The following is a 20967-nucleotide window of genomic DNA, read 5'->3' on the forward strand; positions in this document are numbered from 1 at the left end:
GGGGTGTAAAACATCCCCCAACCCCCTTCAAAGGGGGAATCACAGTAAATAATATTATTCAATAGATTTTACTACCGCTTTTGGCGCTTCCTTTTTACTACCATCGAATCCAGTTACTCCGCCAACCGTTGTATACTTCATCACGTATTTTTTATCTGGATAGATGCGTTGATATGCACTTTGGCACATCAAAGTCGCTTCATGGAAACCACATAAAATCAGTTTTAGTTTGCCCGGATAGGTATTTACATCGCCAATGGCATAAATCCCTGGAATGTTGGTTTGATAATCCAAGGTATTGTCCACCTTTATGGCATTTTTCTCAATTTCCAATCCCCAGTCCGAAATCGGGCCCAATTTAGGGGAAAGTCCAAAAAGTGGAATAAAATTATCCACCTCTAGATCAATTTCCTCTGAATTGTCGGTTTTTCTAACAATTATCTTTTCAAGTCTTTCCTCTCCCTGAAGGTCAATCACCTCGGCCGGGGTTATCAAATTGATTTTCCCCTGATTTTTTAGTTGTTGCACTTTTTCCACTGAATCCAAAGCCCCCCGGAACTCATTCCGACGATGTACCAAAGTCACTTCATCTGCAACATCGGCCAAGAAAATGGACCAATCCAGGGCAGAGTCTCCCCCACCAGCAATCAACACTTTTTTATTTCGATAAACCTCGGGCTCTTTAATCATGTAGGCCACACCCTTGTCTTCGTATTTGGAAAGATTGTCCAACAAGGGTTTTCTAGGTTCAAAACTTCCCAATCCGCCAGCAATGGCAATAATTGGGGCATTGTGTTTTGTTCCTTTGTTGGTGGTTACCACAAAAGAGCCATCATCCAACTTTTCAATCGTTTCCGCTCGTTCTCCTAAGGTAAACCCGGGTTGAAACGGCTTAATTTGTTCCATCAAATTGTCTACCAGTTCCCCTGCCAATACTTCTGGAAATCCTGGGATATCATAAATGGGTTTCTTGGGATATATTTCTGAACATTGTCCCCCTGGTTGCGGTAAGGCATCTATTAAATGGCATTTTAGTTGCAACAGACCTGCCTCAAAAACAGCAAAAAGACCCGTAGGGCCCGCTCCAATAATCAAAATATCGGTTTTAATCATTCAGAATAGTTTTCGGATATCCGTGCAACTTAAGTTTTGTAACAGGAAGGGTTTATGACATTTATCAGTCTAACTTACGTTTATGACTTCTTCAATCTGGGGCACATATTTTTTAATGGTCATTTCCACTCCACTTTTAAGGGTCATTTGGTTGACACTGCATCCAATGCAATTCCCTTCTAGCCTAACTTTTACGGAGCTGTCGTTATCAATTGAAATCAACGAAATATCTCCTCCATCACTTTGTAGAAATGGTCTTATTTCATCCAAAGCTTTTTCAACATTGCTTTTAATCTCTTCTGATGTCATGCTCATTTCTTTTTAACGGCAGCACAACCTGCCATTGTTGTAATTTTAATCGCCTCTGTAGGTGGTAGGTCTGTATTTCTTTTTACCAATTCTTGAACTACGTTCTTGGTCAATTCTTCAAATGCCTCTTCAATTGGCGTTGCAGTTTGTAATGCCGCAGGTCTACCCACATCTCCTGCTTCCCGGATACTTTGCACCAACGGAATTTCACCTAAAAATGGGGTGTCCAAATCTTCCGCGAGGTTTTTAGCACCATCTTTTCCAAAGATATGGTATTTGTTGTTAGGCAGCTCAGCCGGAGTGAAATAGGCCATATTCTCAATAATTCCCAACACAGGTACACTAATGGCTTCTTGTTGGAACATTGCCACTCCTTTTCGTGCGTCGGCAAGTGCAATTTCTTGAGGGGTACTTACCACAACGGCACCGGTAACCGGCATGGACTGCATTATACTTAGGTGGATATCCCCTGTTCCCGGAGGTAAATCCAGCAAAAGAAAGTCCAATTCGCCCCAATGCGCGTCAAAAATCATCTGATTCAACGCTTTGGATGCCATAGGTCCTCTCCAAATCACGGCTTGATTGGGCTGGGTAAAAAATCCAATGGAAAGCAGCTTAACTCCATAGTTTTCTACTGGTTTCATCTTGGATTTACCGTTTACGTTGACCGATAATGGCTTTTCCAAAGCAACATCAAACATAATTGGCATTGAAGGCCCGTAGATATCGGTATCCAATAAGCCTACTTTAAAGCCCATTTTTGCCAATGTTACTGCCAAGTTTGCGGTAACAGTAGACTTTCCTACTCCTCCTTTTCCAGAAGCTACCGCGATTATATTTTGAATTCCAGGTATCGGATTTCCCTTAATTTGGTTCACCTTCGGTTTAGCTGGCGCGTCAACTTTTAGGTTGATCTTTATCTTAGCCTTTTGGTAGACTTCTTTATGAATAATCTTTAAAATCTCGACCTCGGTTTTCTTTCTAGCCTGGAGGCTTGGGTTTTTTATGGTAACATCCACTTCAACTTCATCACCAAATACTTGCACATTGGTTACCGCACCACTCTCCACCAAATTCTGTCCTTCACCTGGAGCGGAAATGTTTTCCAATGCTTTGAGAATATCTGCCTTGTTCAGCTTCATCAATCCTATTTTTATTTGCAGTCGTTTAAACTTATTCTAAATTACAAAGATACGGCATGCCGCCTACATTGAGAAGTTTGGGTATTGAAAATGAAGATGATGGGATTGGGTATTACTATTATTGAAAGATGAAAGGTGATTGGGTTAAGGGTGCAAGGAAAAAGGGTTTAAGGTATTGGGCTGGCAGTTATTGCTCATTGTAAATTGTTCATTGAGCATTATTTATTGTTAACCTCAAAGTAATTCTTTCCCAGGATCCCAAAAATGTTTTTGCAAATCGACAATTTGATTGTCTTCTACTTCAATACCTTCGTTTTCCAATAGTTGTTGCATCAAGCTTGTCCCATCAAAATGGTGCTTCCCGGTGAGTACTCCTTTTCTATTCACCACTCGATGGGCAGGAACTTCCTTAGCAGCCGAATTGTTCATGGCCCAACCAACCATTCGAGCACTTCGCGCAGCTCCCAAGTATTTGGCAATGGCACCGTACGAAGTCACCTTCCCAAAGGGAATCAGTTTGGCCACTTCGTAGACTTTTTCGAAAAAGTTCTTTTCTTCCATATCATTTATAGAAAATACGAATCAAAGTAATGACCAAAAGCACCAGCATTAAAGCGCTTAAAATGTAATTGGAGTTTTTGGAGAATCGATTCGTCTTGGTCTCTAGCTTATTAAAATAAAAGGTGTAGAGATATAGCACGGAAAATGTGCCGGCACCTGCCGCCAAAACGAAAGTTGTAATGTCCCATGCTTCAAATTTGATCCATCCTGCCTCGTTCCACATGGCATTAAGCCCACTATAATAAGGTATGGTAAGGAGATTTACAGCAGCCAGCAGCATTCCTTTGAAAAAACTATTTTTTTTACTTACCCCAACTTCTTGCAGGTTCTTTTTTTTGTTTCGTTTGGCCACAATAAAAAAATACACTGCAAAAAAAGCGAACACCACCAACGCAATCTTCAATAACAAATCGATCACATCTGGATTTCGGTATAAAAATTTGGAAATAAGCACCGCAATGTAGGCTTGGATCATAATCATGGAAGAGACACCCAAGCTGAAAATGACACCATTCAGTTTTCCTTTTTCAACACTGGTTTTTGCGGCATTCATATTCAGCAATCCTGGAGGCACCGTTGCCATAAATGCAGCCGAAAACGTGGCAAAGAAAAGTATAAGTACGTGCGTCATTGGTTAGTTGATCCTAAACTGGATATAGGTAATTGGTTTTCCCTGATCAAGATACTGATTTTCATAAAATGTCTGGATTTCCAAAACTTCTGAAGGGCTGCCGGCATTTTTGTAAACATCGTGATTGGAATATATTATTTCGTGTCCTTCACCTTGTAAAAGTCCAAGGGTGTAGCCATGCATAAATTCGCTGTCTGTTTTTAAGTGTACAATTCCCTTTGGTTTTAAAATCTGTTTGTATTTCTTTAGAAATACCGGATTTGTGAGTCTATGTTTGGTTCTTTTGTATTTGATCTGGGGGTCTGGAAACGTAATCCAAATTTCACCCACTTCATTTTCATCAAACAAAAGGTCTATCAACTCAATTTGTGTACGTAAAAAGGACACATTTCCAAGGTTTTCTTCTTGAGCCGATTTCGCTCCCCTCCAAAAACGGGCGCCTTTTATATCAATTCCGATATAATTTTTATCGGGATTTCGTTTCCCAAGGCCAACGGTGTACTCACCCTTGCCACAGCCCAATTCCAATACAATAGGTTGATCGTTCTTAAAAAAGGTGTTCCATTTTCCCTTGAGTCCAAATCCCGAAATTATTTCATCCCTTTTGGGCTGGATCACATTGGCAAATGTTTCGTTCTCCTTAAATCGCTTAAGCTTGTTTTTACTTCCCACCTAATTTGAATTGAGCAAAAATTTAATGTCTCGGCAAAACTAAGGAAATCCAGAAGCAATTTTTGTATGATGTCTATGAAGAATTCTTGATTGCTTTCTCCAGGGTGAATGAAAATTCTGAACCTATCCCTTCCTGGCTTTCTACATAAATTTTTTCATCATGGGCCTCAATAATATGCTTGACTATGGATAGACCCAGCCCTGAGCCTCCCTCACTTCGGCTTCCACTTTGGTCTACCCGGAAAAATCGCTCAAAAAGTCTTGGAATATGTTGTTTCGGTATTCCGTATCCGTTATCGGTGACCCTAATGATCACCTTATTCTTGATTAAATTTTCAACACTCACTTCAGTGGTTCCGTTTGAATGACCATATTTTATGGAATTCACCAATAGGTTGCTGACCAACTGCTGAATTTTTTCTTTATCGGCATTGACGTAGATCGGTTCATATTCCATATCGAAAGTAAGTGCTACATCTTTTTTGGCAGCCTTCATTTCCAATAAATCAAACACATTTTGAATCAATTCAATAATATCAAAATCTTCCCGTTCCAGTTTTAACTCTCCAACCTCTAACTTGGTAATCAAATCAAGGTCTTTTACAATATAGATAAGCCGTTCAACCCCTTTGTTGGCCCTGTTCAAATATTTTTCCCTAATTTTTTTATCGTTCATTGCACCGTCCAACAATGTTAGGATGTAACCTTGAACGGTAAACAATGGGGTTTTAAGTTCGTGGGAAACATTCCCTAAAAAGTCTTTTCTATATTCTTCCCGTATTTTAAGGGTGTCTATTTCAATCTTCTTTCCTTCAGCAAATTTTTCAATTTCCTGAATCAAGGTCTTCATATCAGTGGTAATGGGTTTGGAAGAAAACGAAGAGGATTCGAGAAGCGAGACATCATCATATATTTTCTTGACCCTTCTATATATAAATTGTTCTACCCTAATCTGAATTATGATAAAACAGACCACAAAGCTTATCAACGAATCAAGACCCACAACCAACCAATCCAATTGACCAATTGAATTGAGAAAAAGTGCCAGTAGTGCCGTAAGTATGATGGTGATCAGCAGGGATGACCTTAAGGCAAACTTGTAGGATTTCCTTACACGAACTGCCATTATAGGACAAACTTGTACCCTACGCCCTTAACTGTTTTAAAATTGTCATCCCCAATTTTTTCACGTAGCTTTCTAATATGCACATCTATGGTGCGCCCCCCCACAACAACTTCGTTGCCCCAAACCTTGTCCATGATCACCTCTCTTTTAAATACTTTGTTTGGTTTGGAAGTGAGCAGTGAAAGTAGTTCAAATTCTTTTCTAGGTAGTACAATTTCTTCTCCTTTATTGATGATCTTGTACTCCTCCCTATTAATTATAATGTTGCCGACTTTTATGATTTCTTCGGCTTCTTTCCTTTCTTCTTTTAACCTTCTAAGCAAAGCCTTTACCTTGCTCACAAGCACTTTTGGTTTTATTGGCTTGGTGATGTAATCATCGGCGCCAGCATCAAAGCCCGCAACTTGCGAATAATCCTCTCCCCGTGCAGTTAAAAATGTGATGATTGTGTTTTCAAGTCCTGAAGTATTCCTAATAATCTCGCAAGCTTCTATGCCATCCATTTCTGGCATCATCACATCCAAAATGATTAAGTGCGGGGTTTTCTTTTTGGCTTTAGCGACACCTTCCACCCCATTTTTAGCCGTGTAAACCTGATATCCCTCCGCTGACAAATTGTAGCTCACAATCTCCAGAATATCGGGCTCATCATCAACAAGTAAAATCTTAATATCCTTAGTATCCATAGCTGATTTTTAACTATTGGTAACCCAAAAGTAAAGATAATACTATAACCATGTTAATGCTTAACGTTGATTTAATGTCCTAACGTTATTGTAACAGTTTTCAAATAAACTCTTAACCTGTCGGTAACATCGCTTTTACAACCCGTATCGTTCTTTGCGGCGAATTCAAAATCCAACAGAATACTGATGAAAATTTATTTAATACTTGTCTTTTCCCTATTTACCATAACTAGTTTTACGCAAGAAAATGGCAGTATTGTGGGTAAGTTGACCGATAAGGAGCTTAACAACGACCCGCTTCCTTTTGCCAATGTTTTGATTAAAGGTACCACACAAGGAACAACCTCAGATTTTGACGGATTGTTCGAAATCACAGATGTTGAACCTGGAACCTATACTTTGGTCATTAGCTTTTTGGGTTATGAAACATTGGAAGTCCCCAATGTAATTGTCGAATTGGGGAAAGTTACCGAAATAAATGCTGGGTTGGGCGCCAGTAGTTTTGGATTGGATGAAGTTGTTGTTACAACTTCGGCTAGAAAGGATTCGGAAATAGCATTATTACTCCAACAGAAAAATGCGCTTGTTATTCAAGAAGCCATCAGCGCAGAAGCACTTACATTAAAAGGTATAGACGATGCTGCTTCGGCAGTGGCCCAAATCTCAGGAATATCCAAACAACAGGGATCAAGCAACGTATATGTAAGAGGGCTTGGAGATAGATACCAAAATACAACCATGAACGGTTTGTCACTTCCTTCAAATGATGTAAACAAGAAAAACATAGATCTTGATCTATTTTCTTCCAGCATTATAGAAAATGTGGCCGTAAGCAAAGCTTATAATCCATCTTTTTATGGAGATTTCGCTGCCGGTAATGTCAATATCGATTCCAAAGAATATACTGGCAACGGTTATTTGGAAATTTCGTTGGGAAGTGGTTTCAACAGTAATGCTTCAGGGGAAGATTTTTTCAGAAGTGAGGGACCAAGCAATTTTGGGTTTTATAATAGATACGATAACGACCCCTTTGCTATTGTACTTTCCCATGGTGTTGATCCTCAAGAAGCATGGAATCCCATCAATATTTCCGGAGCAATTGAAGGAGGATATTCGTTCAACTTCAACAATGACAATTCTAGGTTGAGTTTCTTCGGAGCGGCAAGCTTTGACAATGGATATGAGTTATTGGAAGGCCCGGCACGTGACTTTACCAATGTTTTGAAGGTAGATTTCCCGAATGTGCAAGAGTTTAATTATAGCACCACCACTACAGCTTTGGGAAACATCACTTATAAAATCAACAATGAGCACAAACTAAAGTACAGTTCGCTCTTTATCAACAGTTCTTCAGATGCCGTGGGGTATTATGGTATTAATGGGCAAGGAACCAACCGAGACGCAATCATCATTACCGATGAAGGCTTTTATGTAATGAATGTCCAGTTTAACCAAGATATGATTTTTGTCAACCAATTGACAGGACAGCATATTTTTAATGAAAAACTTTCTTTGGATTGGGGAACAGGATTCAACAAAGTGTTTTCTGATGAGCCGGATAGAAAGAGAATCACTTTAGAGAATTATCAGTTAGCTCTGGATAATGATGATTCTACCAACCCTGTTTTCTACACGAATATTCCGTTTGACAACCAACGTTTTTTCCAAAGCATTGAAGACGATGAGCTCAACAGCTTTGTAAATCTGGGTTATCAAGTTACGGAAAAGGTCAAGTTCAACTTTGGATATAATGGTAGAAGAAAAGAAAGGCGATTCAACAGTATCCGTTACGGATATGAAATTCAGGATAGGGACAATACACCGATTACAGACGTAAACAACTTCAACACCATTTTTGATGTCACTAACATCAATATTCCCGATGGTGAAGGGCTTTGGGATTTGCTTGTATTGAATCCTATCAATAACGAAATCGGAAACCGAAATAGGCCTGGTCTTCCAGAAAACACCTATAAAGGTAATTTGAATGTTCATGCAATCCATGCCGCTGCCGAAATCGGCCTGGGGGAAAAATTGGGACTTGTTCCTGGAATTCGATTAGAATCCTATAGCCAAAAGGTGGAATACGATGTCATAAACATCAGTGCGGTTGATCCTGGATTCAGAAATGTTTATGAAAACATATTCTTACCAAGTTTAAATGTTCGCTATGCCCTGACGGAGAACTCAAACCTCAGGTTTGGATTCAGTAAAACAGCCTCTTTTCCAGAATTTAAGGAAGTTGCACCTTTTGTATACGAATCCGTAACCCAAAGAGTCGGTGGTAACCCTGATCTTTTGGGTGGATTGAATGGAAATGGTCCAACATATTCAGACATATTCAACTATGACATAAAATATGAGTGGTTTTTGGAACGTGGTGAGATCATCTCCATTGCAGCTTTTGCAAAGACCATTAAAGATCCTGTGAACAGAGTTGTTGCTGCCGATGCAACTGGTACTCAACGTTACTTTAGAACAGGTGATCAAGCCGATATTTTTGGTGCAGAATTGGAGGTCAGGAAAAACCTTTACACTGATGCTGATGACAATGCCATTGTATCGGTAGGTCTGAACGCTGCTTATACCCATACCGAACAAGATCTTAAAGATATCCCTGGTGGAACGGAAAACACCTTCGGAACTGCTTTTGATCGTGATTCAGATGAGTTGGAAGGGGCTTCGCCTTTTGTTATCAATGCCGATGTCAATTATAGTCCTGTGTTTGGTAATTACAAGCCAAAGGCAACGGTGGCTTTTTCTTATTTCTCCGATCGCATCTTTTCATTGGGTTCCGGAAGCTTGGGCAACATTGTCGAAAAAGCCGTTCCCACATTGAATTTTGTTTGGAAGAACTCCTTCGGCGAACATTTTGAAGCTAATCTATCAGCAAAAAACATCCTAGATCCCAATGTCACGCTCGTTCGTGAGGGAACGGATCTTGGAAACATCATTATAAGAGAGTATAACCTTGGGGTTAACATTGGGCTAACCCTTAAATATAAATTTTAATTTTTTTTAAACTTAAACAGAAATGAAAAACAAGTTTTTATTTTTAGGTATAGCCGCTGCATTGTTTATTGCTTGTGAAAGTGACGATACCTCAGACATTGTCATCAACGACAACAGTGTTACCACTACCAATAATTCAACTGGTGGCGGAGGCGAACCTACTGAGACTACAGTTAACCTAAATGGGTTGTACACTGAAAACCTTACTTTGGATTCCGATATCGAATATATTGTCACCGGACCAGTTTTGATGGCAGAGGGTACTACATTGACTATTCCTGCTGGAATGACCATTAAGGCCGAGTCTATTGGTGTAAATGCCTATATCGCCATTCAGCAAGGCGCAAGAATCAATGCTGTTGGTTCTGCTAGCGAACCCATTATTTTTACTTCCAACGCGACTACTCCTTCTTCAGGTGACTGGGGAGGTTTGGTACTTTGCGGAAGAGCTCCTATCAACTCAACCCCTGATGGTTCGGACGATATTGCTACTTCAGAAGTCGGGGCGTTAGGTTTTGGAGGAAACATTCCAACCGACAATTCTGGAAATGTAGAATATGTAAGAATCGAATATGCCGGTGGGGCCATCGATGGAAATGCAGAGTTGAACGGTCTTTCCGTTTATGGGGTCGGAACAGGAACCACCATTGACTACGTACAAATTTTTGAAGGATCCGATGATGGTTTCGAATTTTTTGGAGGAACCGTAAACGCAAGCCATTTGGTCGTAGTAAATGCTGAAGATGATTCTATCGACTGGACGGAAGGCTTTACAGGTTCATTGACAGATGTTTATGTTCAACACGGAACTTCACATGACAAAGCTTTTGAATGTGATGGATTCAACACGGATTTTAGCGATGAGGCTGGATATTTTTCTGCTCCAACAGTTACTAACGTGACCATTGTTGGAGATGGCATAGATGATAATGATGAAGCGATCCGACTTAGAGCAGGAACTAGATTCACGTTTACCAATATTGTAATCAATGATTTTGATGAAGGGTTTGATTTGGACGATGCTGATACCGGAGCAGGTGTTGTGGCAGATGATTCAAACATAATTGATGTGACCTTCAACAATGTGACCACTACCTTGAAAAATGACACCGGAGCAGCTTTTATTGAGGCAGATGTTATTTCAGGAGTTGGAAACGGAACAGGAACTGATATTGCCACATGGGGTGCTGGATGGGCCAGAGGCATTAACTAAAGAAAAAACAATTCAGCAAAGAAAGCCCTGCAATGCGGGGCTTTTCTTTTACCGTTCATCGAAAAGTGTAGCTTTTTTCCGCCTCTAAAGTCCTCTCAGTCTGCAAATTAATTATATTTGTGGCATAACCTTTGCAACCAAATCTTTTATGAAGCAACTTTACTTCGTCTTTTTCTTTAGTATCTGTTCTCTGGCTTTTTCCCAAAATGCCCAGAAGAATGCAGATATTGGCGGATTTAAGTTGTATCCCAATCCGGTTACTTATGGTAAGGTCTATATCGAGACCAATCTCAATGCACCAAAACAAATTTTAATTTTTGATGTCCTTGGAACCCAAGTACTGCAAACCACCATATTGGGCAAAGAGCTCAACCTTTCCAATCTGGATAAAGGAGTCTATATTCTCCGTGTTTTTGAGAACAATAAGGTTGCTACCAGAAAGCTTATTGTCAAGTAGTTACTTTCCTCACCATATTTTGGGTAAAACACCAACTTTCACACCTTTACATACATAATTCTTTGTTTCACAACATTTTGTAGTCCAAAAAGACAAGTTTGTCTATTTTTATTTTGCTATACCCCAAATCAGCATTTATGAAGATAATCTACTTTATATTCATTATGGCGTTACCTTTTTTCACTTTCGGTCAAGAATTGGTCAGTGTCAATACTGAACAAAAACAAGAACTTAAGGGGTTTAAGATGTACCCTAACCCTGCGTATGGAGATGAGGTATACGTGACCACCGCTTCCAACGGAGCCAAGGAAATCAAAATATATGATGTTTTTGGTGAAGTAGTGTTGACAGACAAAATTTCCACCAATACCTTAAATATATCAAGATTGGTTCCTGGGGTGTACGTACTCCAAGTAACGGAACAGAAAAAAACCATGACCAGGAAACTGGTCGTCAAATAAAAATTGCTGTAAAAAAGGCCTTTCCTCGGAAGGGCCTTTTTATTTTTGGGTACTTTTATCCGGGCATGGACAAGAAACGTATTCAAGACATTTTTTCAATATCCTCAAGACTCCAATTTGAAACTTTGGCACTGGAAGTTTTTCACTTTCAGTATACAAACAATCCCGTTTATAAAACCTACTGTAATCTTCTGAAAAGAACTCCTGAAAATGTTAAGACTATACCTGATATTCCATTTCTGCCGATTGCATTTTTTAAAACCCACGATGTAATATCATCACAAAACAAGCCTGTTGCTATTTTTGAAAGTAGCGGTACCACCTCCAGCAATACCAGTAAACATTTTGTGACCGACATCGGCCTATACCAACAAAGTTTTCGCCAAGGATTTGTCCATTTCTATGGCCATGTTGAAAACTACTGCATTTTAGCCTTATTACCTTCTTATTTGGAGCGCGAGGGTTCCTCCTTGATCTATATGGTGAATGATATGATTCAGAATTCGAAAAACCCTCAAAGTGGTTTTTATCTGAATAATCTTGACGAATTAAAGGGTAAACTTGCACAGCTTCGGGCCGAAAAAACAAAAACCTTATTGATTGGTGTTTCTTTTGCCCTACTGGATTTGGCCGAACAATTTCCGATGTCCTTGGAAAATGTAATCCTGATGGAAACTGGGGGAATGAAAGGCAAAAGAAAAGAACTTATTCGTGAAGAGCTTCACCTCATCCTAAAAAGCGCATTCAACGTACAAAATATCCACTCAGAATATGGCATGACCGAATTGTTGTCTCAGGCATACTCAAAAGGGAATGGTCTATTTGAATGTCCTCCGTGGATGCAAATCATAACTCGAGATACCGAAGATCCCCTTGGAATGCAATCTCATGGAAAAACTGGGGGAATCAACATCATCGATTTGGCCAATGTAAACTCCTGTTCTTTTATTGCCACGCAAGACTTGGGCAAGACGTATCCTGATGGAACTTTCGAAGTATTAGGCCGTTTTGACCATTCCGACATTCGAGGATGTAATCTAATGGCGCTTTAATTCTTGAGATAGTAATATGTGATTTCGTCATCTGCGATCAAAGGCTCATCAACAAAATGTAGATTCAACGAATTTTCTTTAAAGTCGTAAGTATATTGTTTTCCTTCAATTTCGATAACCTCCCCATTATCTGAATACGAATATGTTCCTGCGGGGGCTATAAAGGGATTATCCACAGAATTTTCTATGGTCACTGTTTTTTCAGAGCTGTTGAATGTTATTTTGTGCGTACTAAAATCAAAATCGTCCCCAAAAAAACAAAAACAGATGACATTGTTCAGCACCCAGGTTTGATTCAATTCAGGATTTTCGATTTCATCATCGGAAGAGCATCCAACAAACACCAAAAGAGTTGCTAAAAAGAAAATGGCTTTCTTCATTTTAATATGAAATTGATTCTATTTGTAGACGAAAATTTGAGTCAAAAGTTGCGTTTGCTATTCCACAATCAAAACAAAGTAATTCTTCTTTCCCCTTTGCAGTAAAACGTACTTATCGTTAATGAGGTCCGTGCTCGTAATCTGGTAGTCCTCTTTTACCTTTTGTTTGTTCACCGAAATGGAATTTTGTTTTAATTCCCTTCGCGCCTCTCCATTGGAGCCCAAAAAACCAGTTTTGGCGGCCAAAGCACCAATCATGTCCAAGCCGTTCTCAAAATCATCTTTTGATACTTGGGCTTGCGGAACACCCTCAAAAACATCCAAAAAGGTTTTCTCGTCCAATTGCTTCAAGTCATCTGAAGTGGACTTTCCAAACAAAATATTACTGGCTTTGATGGCATTCTCCAAATCAGTTTTGGAATGTACCATGGTGGTTATTTCTTCGGCAAGTCGCTTTTGCAATAATCTTAAATGCGGCGCTTCATTGTGCTCGGCCACCAACCCTTCTATCTCTTGCTGGGTCAAAAAAGTGAAAATTTTTATATACTTTTCCGCATCCTCGTCCGAAGTGTTCAACCAATATTGGTAAAATTTATACGGAGATGTACGCTCAGCATCCAACCAAACATTGCCACCTTCGGTTTTGCCAAATTTTGTGCCATCGGCCTTGGTAATCAAGGGACAGGTCAGGGCAAAGCCTTTACCTCCACCTATTCTTCGAATAAGTTCAGTCCCGGTGGTAATATTTCCCCATTGATCACTTCCTCCCATTTGCAATGTGCAATTGTGGTTTTGATAGAGATGTAAAAAATCATACCCCTGCACCAATTGGTAGGTAAATTCGGTAAACGACATCCCTTCTTTGGCATCCGAAGAAAGTCGCTTTTTTACAGAGTCTTTGGCCATCATATAATTGACAGTGATATGTTTTCCCACATCCCGAATAAAATCGAGAAAGGAAAAATCCTTCATCCAATCATAATTGTTCACCAGTATTGCTGCATTCGGTTCTTCACTTTCAAAATCCAGAAATCGACTCAGTTGCGCTTTTATGGCTTCTTGGTTATGTCGAAGTGTTTTTTCATCCAAAAGATTACGTTCTGCAGATTTTCCTGAAGGATCGCCGATCATTCCGGTTGCACCACCTACCAAGGCAAAAGGTTTGTGCCCTGCCAATTGAAAATGTCTAAGCATCATTACACTTACCAAATGTCCAATGTGCAACGAATCGGCAGTCGGGTCAATTCCCACATAGGCTGCCTGCATTCCTTCCATAAGATGTTCCTCTGCGCCCGGCATAACATCATGAACCATTCCCCTCCACTGTAGCTCTTGAACAAAATTCTTCACTATCAAAATCTTTTAGAATAGCTGCAAATATAAAATGAAGTTATTACATCGCTGAATAATTCCAATACAATTGGGTACTTTTATCCAATGATTTTGGTAACTGGAGGCACTGGACTTGTTGGTTCGCATTTGTTGTTTCACCTGGCAAAAAATGGAGAAAATATAAAAGCTTGCTATCGCAAGAAGGATTCCATCAACAAAGTTTTGGAAATTTTCGGCTATTATTCCGATGAGCCCGAGGTTCTATTTGGAAAAATAAGCTGGGTTAAAGCAGATATTTCGGATATCAGCTCATTAATGCCATTATTTGAGGATATAGAATATGTCTACCACTGTGCCGCACTCATCTCCTTTAGTCCAAAAGATTACCAAGCCCTTGTGAAAACCAATATTGAAGGCACCGCAAACATTGTAAACCTTTGCTTGGAAAACAAAATCAAAAAACTTTGTTATGTAAGTTCCATAGCGGCAATCGGCCCTAGCACCAATGCACAAATTAAAACGGAGGACAACGAATGGAGCGATACTCATGTTTCGGTTTATGGGCTGACCAAACACGATGCAGAACTCGAAGTTTGGCGTGGGTCGCAAGAAGGACTTTCCGTTGTAGTTGTGAATCCTGGGGTTGTTCTTGGTCCCGGTTTTTGGCATTCGGGCAGTGGTACCTTTTTCAAGTATGTGGCCAAAGAGAAGAAAAAGTATTTCCCAGGAGGAACAGGCTTTGTTTCCATAAACGATGTGACCAGCGCCATGATTTCATTAATGCATTCCGATGTTAAAAGGGAACGATTTATTTTGGTAAGTGAAAACCTTACTTTCAGAGAGCTTTTTCAAAAAATAGCTTCAAAACTCAATGTACAGGCGCCCACTAAATCCATTCCATTTTGGTTGTTGGAAATACTGTGGAGAGTGGATTGGCTGCGTAGCAATTGGATGGGGAAAAGAAGAAAGCTAACCAAAAATGTGGTAAAGGGATTATATCATCAGGAAACTTACAGCAGCGAAAAAATCCAAAAAACCCTCAATTTTGAATTTGAAGCTTTGGATGATGCCATTCAATTTTGTTGCGAAAAGTTTAAGGTGTAGTATTTTTGTCCTTTGCCGCTTCTACTGTGGAATCCCTTTTCTTTTCCTGGGCTTTTCGAACACTATCGTTTCGTTTCTGGGCAATTTGCTCCAAATCGGACGATTTTTTCTCCAGTAATGCCTCTACTTTTTCATAAATGGACTGGTATTGGAGAGGTTGTGACGCATAATACAAGTCGCTCTGCGCAAACTGAGTGCTGTCAATACCGTGTTTTTCGTAAAGAAAGTCCATAATTTTGATCTCATGTAGCTCCAAGGCTGCCTTATAGGATGATTTGGTGGCGTTGAGCAGCGCCAAATCATGCAATATAGTGACCATTTTTTCCTTTGGAATAAGGTTTTCAGGTTCTTCCACAACTTTTTCATTGCAGGAAAAGAATACTAAAGCCATAAAGAACAAAATACCCCGTTTCATCTCTTATCTATTAAAAGTGAGTCGTTTTGCATGTTTTTCACCGGAAAAATTTCCAAGTTCATAGGCCAAATGACCGTTCACAAAAGTACGGGCCACTTCTGACCCAAAGGTAACGCCTTCAAAGGGCGACCACCCACATTTATAGAAAATATTGACTTTTTTAACTTCATTTTGGGTGTTTCGTTTCACTTGGACCAAATCGGCGTAATATCCTTCCCTTATAAAACCTCTTCTATCCAGATCAAACAGTTTAGCCGGGTTATGGCACATTTTTTCAACAATCTTCTCTAGCCCAATCTTCCCTTCTTGTTCTTTTTGCAGCATCGCCAATAATGCGTGCTGTACCAGCGGGCCGCCCGAAGGTGCTTTGGTGTAGGGATTGTCCTTTTCCTCTAAAGTATGTGGTGCATGGTCGGTGGCAACCACATCAATTCTGTCGTCCAGAAGTGCTTCCCAAAGCTTTTCCCTGTCCTGTGCTGTTTTTACAGCGGGGTTCCATTTAATCAATGTCCCTTTTTCCGCATAATCCTCATCAGAAAACCAAAGGTGGTGGATGCATACTTCGGAGGTAATCTTTTTTTCTTCCAACGGAATCTTGTTTGTGAACAAATCCGTTTCTATTCCAGTTGAAACATGAAAAACATGCAATCTTGCTCCTGTTTTCTTGGCCAGGGTTATTGCTTTTGATGAGGAAATATAGCAGGCCTCCTCACTTCGGATAATAGGATGTAGTTCTATCGGGATATTATCGCCATATTTTGCTTCGTACTTCGCCATATTGGCCCTTATGGTAGATTCGTCTTCGCAATGTGTGGAGATGACCATTTCGGTATTGCTAAAGATTTTTTCCAACACCTCTTCATTATCCACCAACATATTTCCGGTCGAAGAACCTAGAAACAACTTCACTCCTGAGCATGCATTTTTATCCAACCTTTTGAGTTCTTCCAGATTGTCATTGGTTCCCCCGAACAAAAACGAATAGTTCGCATAGGAGTCCTTTGAGGCAATGGAAAACTTTTCCTCCAACTTTTCTATGGTCGTTGTCTGCGGATTTGTATTGGGTTGTTCCATAAAAGAGGTGATGCCTCCGGCAATGGCAGCCCTACTTTCGGAAGCAATATTACCCTTATGGGTAAGTCCTGGCTCCCTAAAATGCACTTGGTCGTCGATTATTCCCGGGAGCAAAAGATTTCCCTCGAGATCAATGGTTTTTGCATTGGCATCGGAAATGTCCCCATCCAACCTCGTAATTAAATCACCATCAATCAGCACATCGGTTTCAAAAATCTTGTTCTCATTTACAACAGTGGCATTCTTTAATAAGGTCTTCGGCATTCTTAAAAACTCTTTTTGAAAAATATACTTCTAAATTTCATGGCAATCACGCCAAATATGGCTTCACGGATAATGGCAGAATTCATCTTGGATTTCCCATTGATTCTATCCGTAAAAATGATGGAAACCTCATCGATTCGGAAACCTTTAAGGTAGGCTCGGTATTTCATTTCAATTTGAAAGGCATAGCCAATGAAACGCACGGCATCCAAATTTATCGCTTCCAAAACTTTTCTATGATAACATACAAAACCTGCCGTTGGATCATGCACGCGCATTCCTGTTATAATCTTTACATAAAATGAAGCTCCATAGGACAACAATATCCTGAACAAGGGCCAGTTTACCACATTGACCCCCTTTTTGTATCTAGATCCTACCGCTACATCGGCTCCATTTAAACAGGCACGATGTAATCGGGATAAATCGGCCGGTCGATGCGAAAAATCGGCATCCATTTCAAAGATATATTCGTAATCTCGCTCCAGCGCCCATTTAAATCCGTGAATGTATGCAGTGCCCAGACCAGATTTTTCTTTTCTAACCTCTAAAAAAAGTCGGTCTGCGAACTGTTCTTGTAACTTTCGAACATTCTCGGCTGTACCATCTGGTGAATTATCATCCACCACCAAAACATGAAAGTCCTTCTTTAAATCAAAAACTGTTTTAATAATGGCTTCAATGTTCTCAATTTCATTGAAAGTGGGTATGATCACCAGGCCGTCTGCCATTCGCTAAAGATTAGAAGCGCTAAAATACGGTTTTCTGTTTTGCTAATCTATGTGGATACATGCTTAAATCATTCTACGGTAATTCAATATTTGTAACTTTGCGCCATCTAAAATCCCATTTAATGACCCAAAAGTTTCCCAGACTTTTTCTTATTCTTCTGGCCGGTCTTTTTGTTCTTAATCTTGTACAGAGCCATTTTACAGAGCTCATATTTGACGAAGCCTATTATTGGTATTACGCTCAGCAATTGGATTGGGGTTATTTTGACCATCCGCCAATGGTGGCTTTTTTGATAAAATTGAGCAGTCTTTTTTTTGATGGGGAACTAGGGGTTCGATTTATGAGCTGCATACTTTCTGTGGCGACTTATGTTGTTTTATGGCTTCTTATTGACGATCCTAAAAAGAAGGACTACGTCGTTCATTTTTTCCTGTTGCTGTTCTCAATGACCTTGATGAACGCCTATGGTTTTTTAACCTTGCCAGATACACCCCTGTTGTTCTTTACTGCCTTGTTCCTTTGGTTGTACAAGCTGTTTTTGCAGCGTCCCACCGTCTTGGTTTCAGTTTTTTTGGGAATGGTCATGGCTGCTTTAATGTACAGTAAATACCATGCTGTATTGGTCATTTTGTTTGTGTTTGTCTCCAATTTTAAATTGATTGGGAATGGCAAAGCCTGGTTGGCCGTGATAGTAGCGTTGATATGCTATGCCCCTCATTTCATATGGCTATATGAGCATGATTTTGTGTCAATCAAGTATCACCTTTTTGAAAGACCCAACCAAGCGTATTCCTTTGAAAAGTTCACATTGGGATACTTTATTAATCTAGTGGCGATTTTTGGATTGCTCTTTTACTGGGTTTATTTGTCATTGATCAAAGCCAAATCATCCGATAAGTTTGTAAAAGCACTAAAGTATCTCTCCTTCGGGGTACTTATTTTCTTTTTCATTTCAAGTTTTAACCGACGGGTGCAAACACAATGGATCATTGTAATTTCAATTCCCGTGGCCGTGCTGGCCTTTAACCATCTCTTGGAAAATGCCAAAAGCAGGAAGTGGATGTACCGCATGGGGCTCGTCAGTTTGGTGGTCTTATTGTATGCAAGGGCCTGGCTCGTACATCAACCTTTGCTTCCCTTGTTATTTGAAACCCATGGAAATAAACAGTGGGTGAAAACATTACAGTCAAAAGCTGAAGGAGCTCCTATTGTTTTTGAAAATTCGTATCGAAGTGCATCAATGTATCAGTTTTATTCCGGCAATTCCTTTTCCTTTAATAACGTTTGGGGAGAACGTAAAAATCAATATTCGATAGACGATTCCGAAGAACGTGTGAGGGCCAAAAGAATCTTGTATGTCACCAAATATCGAAAAAGTGGCGACATTTCCTATGCCTACCCAGATAGTACTGTTTTTTATGGGGTCTTTATGGATGATTTTCAATCCTACCGTAAATTGCAGTGTTCAGTAGAACTATCTAGCGATTCAACCGCGCATATATTGAAGGTTTACAATCCCTATGCATTTGATATTCCGTTGGACAGGTTAGATTACAAAGTGGCCTATTCCAATAAGTACAAACAGGTAAAACAACTAATACCCATCAAGGTAAAACCTCTAAAAGAGGGCCAATTCATATTGAAGCCAAAGGATACTGCGTATTATAGGGTTAAATTACCTGAGCCAACTATGGAAAATCCGGGGTATTTTAGAATTGGAATATCAGAGAATGGCTTACTTCCAGGACTTAATGGCAAACCAATTAAACTTGACTAATGGACCCCATTTTTAAGGTAGTGAATTCTTTAGATTGGATGACCATCGTCCTTTTCCTAAGCATGGTTGTTTTGGCTTTGGGAAAATACCTTTTTCAGAATCGGTTTTTAAATTTTATCATCCTCCCTTTCAACAACAAGTATGTGGTCTTGCATAGCAAAAAGGGTCGATTACTAAACTGGTTCCATATTTTGTTGACCTTGTTTCAGTTGGTGAATTTTTCATTGTTCCTTTTTTTGGCCGTGAATACATTTTTAGGGCTTGGTGAGGATACCCAATTGCTCTCATTTTTTGTTATCATGGGCGGTGTGGTACTTTTCCAATTGCTCAAGTTGCTGCTTCAACTAACAAAAGGTTACATATTTAACACTCAAGCACTCATAGCAGAAATCCTTTTTAACAAAACTTCCTACCTAAACTATAGCAGTCTGGTCATGTTTGCGGCCAATGTGATTCTCGTTTACATTGCCAATCACTCGAAAATTGTATTTTATGTTGCATTTGTCTTAATTGTTTTCATAAATGCCATAGGTTTTATCAAGCTATTGAAGAACTATCAAAAAGCAATTGTCCCCAATATATTCTATTTTATTTTGTACCTTTGCACACTCGAAATTGCACCCTTAGTGATAGTTGGAACCTATCTAAAAGATTGAAAGCTTATGAAAGTAAAGACAATTTTGGTTTCCCAACCTGAACCTAAAATCGAAAATTCCCCTTATTCACGATTGATTGAAAAAGAGAAGGTAAAAGTAGATTTTAGACCTTTTATTCATGTTGAAGGAGTTCAAGCCAAAAATGTAAGGCAGCAAAAAATTGACCTTAACAATTTTACCGCCATAATTCTTACCAGCAGAAATTCTGTAGATCATTTTTTTAGGATTGCAGAGGAAATGCGCTTCAAGGTTCCAGATTCCATGAAGTATTTCTGCCAATCTGAAGCGGTAGCCTACTACCTTCAAAAATATGTAGTGTATCGTAAACGTAAGATTTATGTTGGTAAGCGAACCTTCAATGAGTTGGTTCCTCTTATTAAAAAATATAAGGATGAAAAGTTCTTGTTGCCTTCATCCGATACGCTCAAGGTAACAGTGCCCCAGGCTTTGGATGAGCTTCAGGTAGATTGGAAACGTGGAATATTTTACAAAACTGTGATCAGTGATCTGTCCGACCTAAGAAATGTCTATTACGATGTTTTAGTGTTTTTTAGTCCATCAGGAATTGAGTCCTTACTGAAGAATTTTCCTGATTTCAAACAGAACGAAACCAGAATCGCTGTTTTTGGAAACAGTACGGTAAAAGCTGCCACAGAAGCAGGTCTGCGAATAGATATTCAAGCGCCGACTCCCGAAACGCCATCAATGACCATGGCTTTGCAGAAATATATTACAAGCGTAAACAAATAAGTTTGTATTAAAATAAAACAAAAAAGGCCCGATTCAAAGAATCGGGCC

At 39.6% G+C, this 20967-nt stretch carries 22 protein-coding genes; 9 read left to right on the forward strand and 13 right to left on the reverse strand.

Annotated elements, in window-relative coordinates; all coding sequences use genetic code 11:
* Positions 1-54: 54 nt before the first annotated feature.
* The 8 genes from ACULLG_RS01125 to ACULLG_RS01160 form a co-directional block, all read right to left on the reverse strand.
* On the reverse strand, positions 55-1113 hold the full coding sequence (locus ACULLG_RS01125) for an NAD(P)/FAD-dependent oxidoreductase (RefSeq protein WP_452124925.1): 1059 nt from the start codon (positions 1111-1113) through the stop codon (positions 55-57).
* A 69-nt stretch (positions 1114-1182) separates the two neighbouring features.
* Positions 1183-1422, reverse strand: coding sequence for a NifU family protein (locus tag ACULLG_RS01130; protein WP_452126516.1), 240 nt, complete (start codon positions 1420-1422; stop codon positions 1183-1185).
* A gap of 2 nt (positions 1423-1424) precedes the next feature.
* Positions 1425-2564, reverse strand: a complete 1140-nt coding sequence (locus tag ACULLG_RS01135; RefSeq protein WP_452124926.1) for an Mrp/NBP35 family ATP-binding protein — start codon at positions 2562-2564, stop codon at positions 1425-1427.
* A gap of 234 nt (positions 2565-2798) precedes the next feature.
* Complete coding sequence (locus ACULLG_RS01140; RefSeq protein ID WP_452124927.1) at positions 2799-3125, reverse strand: MGMT family protein; 327 nt, start codon at positions 3123-3125, stop codon at positions 2799-2801.
* Between the two features lies 1 nt (position 3126).
* Complete coding sequence (locus tag ACULLG_RS01145) at positions 3127-3756, reverse strand: LysE family transporter (RefSeq protein WP_452124928.1); 630 nt, start codon at positions 3754-3756, stop codon at positions 3127-3129.
* 3 nt (positions 3757-3759) lie between these two features.
* Entirely contained in the window at positions 3760-4428 is a 669-nt protein-coding gene (gene trmB / locus ACULLG_RS01150; protein ID WP_452124929.1) for a tRNA (guanosine(46)-N7)-methyltransferase TrmB, read from the reverse strand.
* 73 nt (positions 4429-4501) lie between these two features.
* A complete protein-coding gene (locus tag ACULLG_RS01155) occupies positions 4502-5554 on the reverse strand; it encodes a sensor histidine kinase (RefSeq protein ID WP_452124930.1) in 1053 nt (350 codons plus the stop codon).
* On the reverse strand, positions 5554-6240 hold the full coding sequence (locus ACULLG_RS01160; RefSeq protein ID WP_452124931.1) for a response regulator transcription factor: 687 nt from the start codon (positions 6238-6240) through the stop codon (positions 5554-5556). The genes ACULLG_RS01155 and ACULLG_RS01160 overlap by 1 nt, the downstream gene beginning before the upstream one ends.
* A gap of 186 nt (positions 6241-6426) precedes the next feature.
* Between ACULLG_RS01160 and ACULLG_RS01165 the strand changes: the two genes are divergently transcribed.
* The 5 genes from ACULLG_RS01165 to ACULLG_RS01185 all read left to right on the forward strand — a co-directional run bounded on the left by ACULLG_RS01165 (position 6427) and on the right by ACULLG_RS01185 (position 12435).
* Entirely contained in the window at positions 6427-9252 is a 2826-nt protein-coding gene (locus ACULLG_RS01165; protein WP_452124932.1) for a TonB-dependent receptor domain-containing protein, read from the forward strand.
* A 22-nt stretch (positions 9253-9274) separates the two neighbouring features.
* Positions 9275-10465, forward strand: a complete 1191-nt coding sequence (locus tag ACULLG_RS01170; protein WP_452124933.1) for a multidrug transporter — start codon at positions 9275-9277, stop codon at positions 10463-10465.
* A 148-nt stretch (positions 10466-10613) separates the two neighbouring features.
* Positions 10614-10922, forward strand: coding sequence for a T9SS type A sorting domain-containing protein (locus tag ACULLG_RS01175; protein WP_452124934.1), 309 nt, complete (start codon positions 10614-10616; stop codon positions 10920-10922).
* Between the two features lie 137 nt (positions 10923-11059).
* A complete protein-coding gene (locus ACULLG_RS01180; RefSeq protein ID WP_452124935.1) occupies positions 11060-11383 on the forward strand; it encodes a T9SS type A sorting domain-containing protein in 324 nt (107 codons plus the stop codon).
* A 65-nt stretch (positions 11384-11448) separates the two neighbouring features.
* Positions 11449-12435, forward strand: coding sequence for a LuxE/PaaK family acyltransferase (locus tag ACULLG_RS01185; protein ID WP_452124936.1), 987 nt, complete (start codon positions 11449-11451; stop codon positions 12433-12435).
* Here the strand turns inward: ACULLG_RS01185 and ACULLG_RS01190 are convergent.
* The gene (locus ACULLG_RS01190) at positions 12432-12815 is read right to left on the reverse strand and encodes a hypothetical protein (RefSeq protein WP_452124937.1); all 384 of its coding nucleotides are present in this window, start codon (positions 12813-12815) and stop codon (positions 12432-12434) included. The genes ACULLG_RS01185 and ACULLG_RS01190 overlap by 4 nt on opposite strands.
* 57 nt (positions 12816-12872) lie before the next feature.
* Positions 12873-14168 carry a tyrosine--tRNA ligase gene (gene tyrS, locus ACULLG_RS01195; protein WP_452126517.1) on the reverse strand — a complete coding sequence of 432 codons (1296 nt, stop codon included), beginning with the start codon at positions 14166-14168 and terminating at the stop codon, positions 12873-12875.
* Positions 14169-14252: 84 nt separating this feature from the next.
* Here tyrS and ACULLG_RS01200 point away from each other — a divergent pair, with 84 nt between their 5' ends.
* Positions 14253-15251, forward strand: a complete 999-nt coding sequence (locus ACULLG_RS01200) for an NAD-dependent epimerase/dehydratase family protein (RefSeq protein WP_452124938.1) — start codon at positions 14253-14255, stop codon at positions 15249-15251.
* On the opposite strand, the gene ACULLG_RS01205 is transcribed toward ACULLG_RS01200, so the two are convergent.
* The 3 genes from ACULLG_RS01205 to ACULLG_RS01215 are packed head-to-tail and all read right to left on the reverse strand — an operon-like array spanning position 15241 to position 17735.
* Complete coding sequence (locus ACULLG_RS01205; RefSeq protein ID WP_452124939.1) at positions 15241-15666, reverse strand: DUF4296 domain-containing protein; 426 nt, start codon at positions 15664-15666, stop codon at positions 15241-15243. The genes ACULLG_RS01200 and ACULLG_RS01205 overlap by 11 nt on opposite strands.
* Before the next feature lie 3 nt (positions 15667-15669).
* Positions 15670-17004: a dihydroorotase gene (locus ACULLG_RS01210; RefSeq protein ID WP_452124940.1), complete on the reverse strand. Its 1335-nt coding sequence runs from the start codon at positions 17002-17004 to the stop codon at positions 15670-15672.
* Positions 17005-17006: 2 nt separating this feature from the next.
* On the reverse strand, positions 17007-17735 hold the full coding sequence (locus ACULLG_RS01215) for a polyprenol monophosphomannose synthase (RefSeq protein WP_452124941.1): 729 nt from the start codon (positions 17733-17735) through the stop codon (positions 17007-17009).
* A gap of 122 nt (positions 17736-17857) precedes the next feature.
* Here ACULLG_RS01215 and ACULLG_RS01220 point away from each other — a divergent pair, with 122 nt between their 5' ends.
* The 3 genes from ACULLG_RS01220 to ACULLG_RS01230 are packed head-to-tail and all read left to right on the forward strand — an operon-like array spanning position 17858 to position 20919.
* On the forward strand, positions 17858-19513 hold the full coding sequence (locus tag ACULLG_RS01220) for an ArnT family glycosyltransferase (RefSeq protein ID WP_452124942.1): 1656 nt from the start codon (positions 17858-17860) through the stop codon (positions 19511-19513).
* Positions 19513-20169, forward strand: coding sequence for a DUF4271 domain-containing protein (locus ACULLG_RS01225; RefSeq protein ID WP_452124943.1), 657 nt, complete (start codon positions 19513-19515; stop codon positions 20167-20169). Before ACULLG_RS01220 ends, ACULLG_RS01225 begins: the two co-directional genes overlap by 1 nt.
* Positions 20170-20175: 6 nt before the next feature.
* Positions 20176-20919 carry a uroporphyrinogen-III synthase gene (locus ACULLG_RS01230; RefSeq protein ID WP_452124944.1) on the forward strand — a complete coding sequence of 248 codons (744 nt, stop codon included), beginning with the start codon at positions 20176-20178 and terminating at the stop codon, positions 20917-20919.
* The last annotated feature ends 48 nt before the right edge of the window (positions 20920-20967 follow it).

This window comes from Flagellimonas sp. 2504JD1-5 (assembly GCF_053618295.1).

What these genes read in the sequence shown, in the direction of transcription:
- ACULLG_RS01125 (WP_452124925.1), bottom strand. Translation starts at nt 1,113, where the DNA reads ATGATTAAAACCGATATTTTGATTATTGGAGCGGGCCCTACGGGTCTT.
- ACULLG_RS01130 (WP_452126516.1), bottom strand. Translation starts at nt 1,422, where the DNA reads ATGACATCAGAAGAGATTAAAAGCAATGTTGAAAAAGCTTTGGATGAA.
- ACULLG_RS01135 (WP_452124926.1), bottom strand. Translation starts at nt 2,564, where the DNA reads ATGAAGCTGAACAAGGCAGATATTCTCAAAGCATTGGAAAACATTTCC.
- ACULLG_RS01140 (WP_452124927.1), bottom strand. Translation starts at nt 3,125, where the DNA reads ATGGAAGAAAAGAACTTTTTCGAAAAAGTCTACGAAGTGGCCAAACTG.
- ACULLG_RS01145 (WP_452124928.1), bottom strand. Translation starts at nt 3,756, where the DNA reads ATGACGCACGTACTTATACTTTTCTTTGCCACGTTTTCGGCTGCATTT.
- ACULLG_RS01155 (WP_452124930.1), bottom strand. Translation starts at nt 5,554, where the DNA reads ATGGCAGTTCGTGTAAGGAAATCCTACAAGTTTGCCTTAAGGTCATCC.
- ACULLG_RS01160 (WP_452124931.1), bottom strand. Translation starts at nt 6,240, where the DNA reads ATGGATACTAAGGATATTAAGATTTTACTTGTTGATGATGAGCCCGAT.
- ACULLG_RS01165 (WP_452124932.1), top strand. Translation starts at nt 6,427, where the DNA reads ATGAAAATTTATTTAATACTTGTCTTTTCCCTATTTACCATAACTAGT.
- ACULLG_RS01170 (WP_452124933.1), top strand. Translation starts at nt 9,275, where the DNA reads ATGAAAAACAAGTTTTTATTTTTAGGTATAGCCGCTGCATTGTTTATT.
- ACULLG_RS01175 (WP_452124934.1), top strand. Translation starts at nt 10,614, where the DNA reads ATGAAGCAACTTTACTTCGTCTTTTTCTTTAGTATCTGTTCTCTGGCT.
- ACULLG_RS01180 (WP_452124935.1), top strand. Translation starts at nt 11,060, where the DNA reads ATGAAGATAATCTACTTTATATTCATTATGGCGTTACCTTTTTTCACT.
- ACULLG_RS01185 (WP_452124936.1), top strand. Translation starts at nt 11,449, where the DNA reads ATGGACAAGAAACGTATTCAAGACATTTTTTCAATATCCTCAAGACTC.
- ACULLG_RS01190 (WP_452124937.1), bottom strand. Translation starts at nt 12,815, where the DNA reads ATGAAGAAAGCCATTTTCTTTTTAGCAACTCTTTTGGTGTTTGTTGGA.
- ACULLG_RS01200 (WP_452124938.1), top strand. Translation starts at nt 14,253, where the DNA reads ATGATTTTGGTAACTGGAGGCACTGGACTTGTTGGTTCGCATTTGTTG.
- ACULLG_RS01205 (WP_452124939.1), bottom strand. Translation starts at nt 15,666, where the DNA reads ATGAAACGGGGTATTTTGTTCTTTATGGCTTTAGTATTCTTTTCCTGC.
- ACULLG_RS01210 (WP_452124940.1), bottom strand. Translation starts at nt 17,004, where the DNA reads ATGCCGAAGACCTTATTAAAGAATGCCACTGTTGTAAATGAGAACAAG.
- ACULLG_RS01215 (WP_452124941.1), bottom strand. Translation starts at nt 17,735, where the DNA reads ATGGCAGACGGCCTGGTGATCATACCCACTTTCAATGAAATTGAGAAC.
- ACULLG_RS01220 (WP_452124942.1), top strand. Translation starts at nt 17,858, where the DNA reads ATGACCCAAAAGTTTCCCAGACTTTTTCTTATTCTTCTGGCCGGTCTT.
- ACULLG_RS01225 (WP_452124943.1), top strand. Translation starts at nt 19,513, where the DNA reads ATGGACCCCATTTTTAAGGTAGTGAATTCTTTAGATTGGATGACCATC.
- ACULLG_RS01230 (WP_452124944.1), top strand. Translation starts at nt 20,176, where the DNA reads ATGAAAGTAAAGACAATTTTGGTTTCCCAACCTGAACCTAAAATCGAA.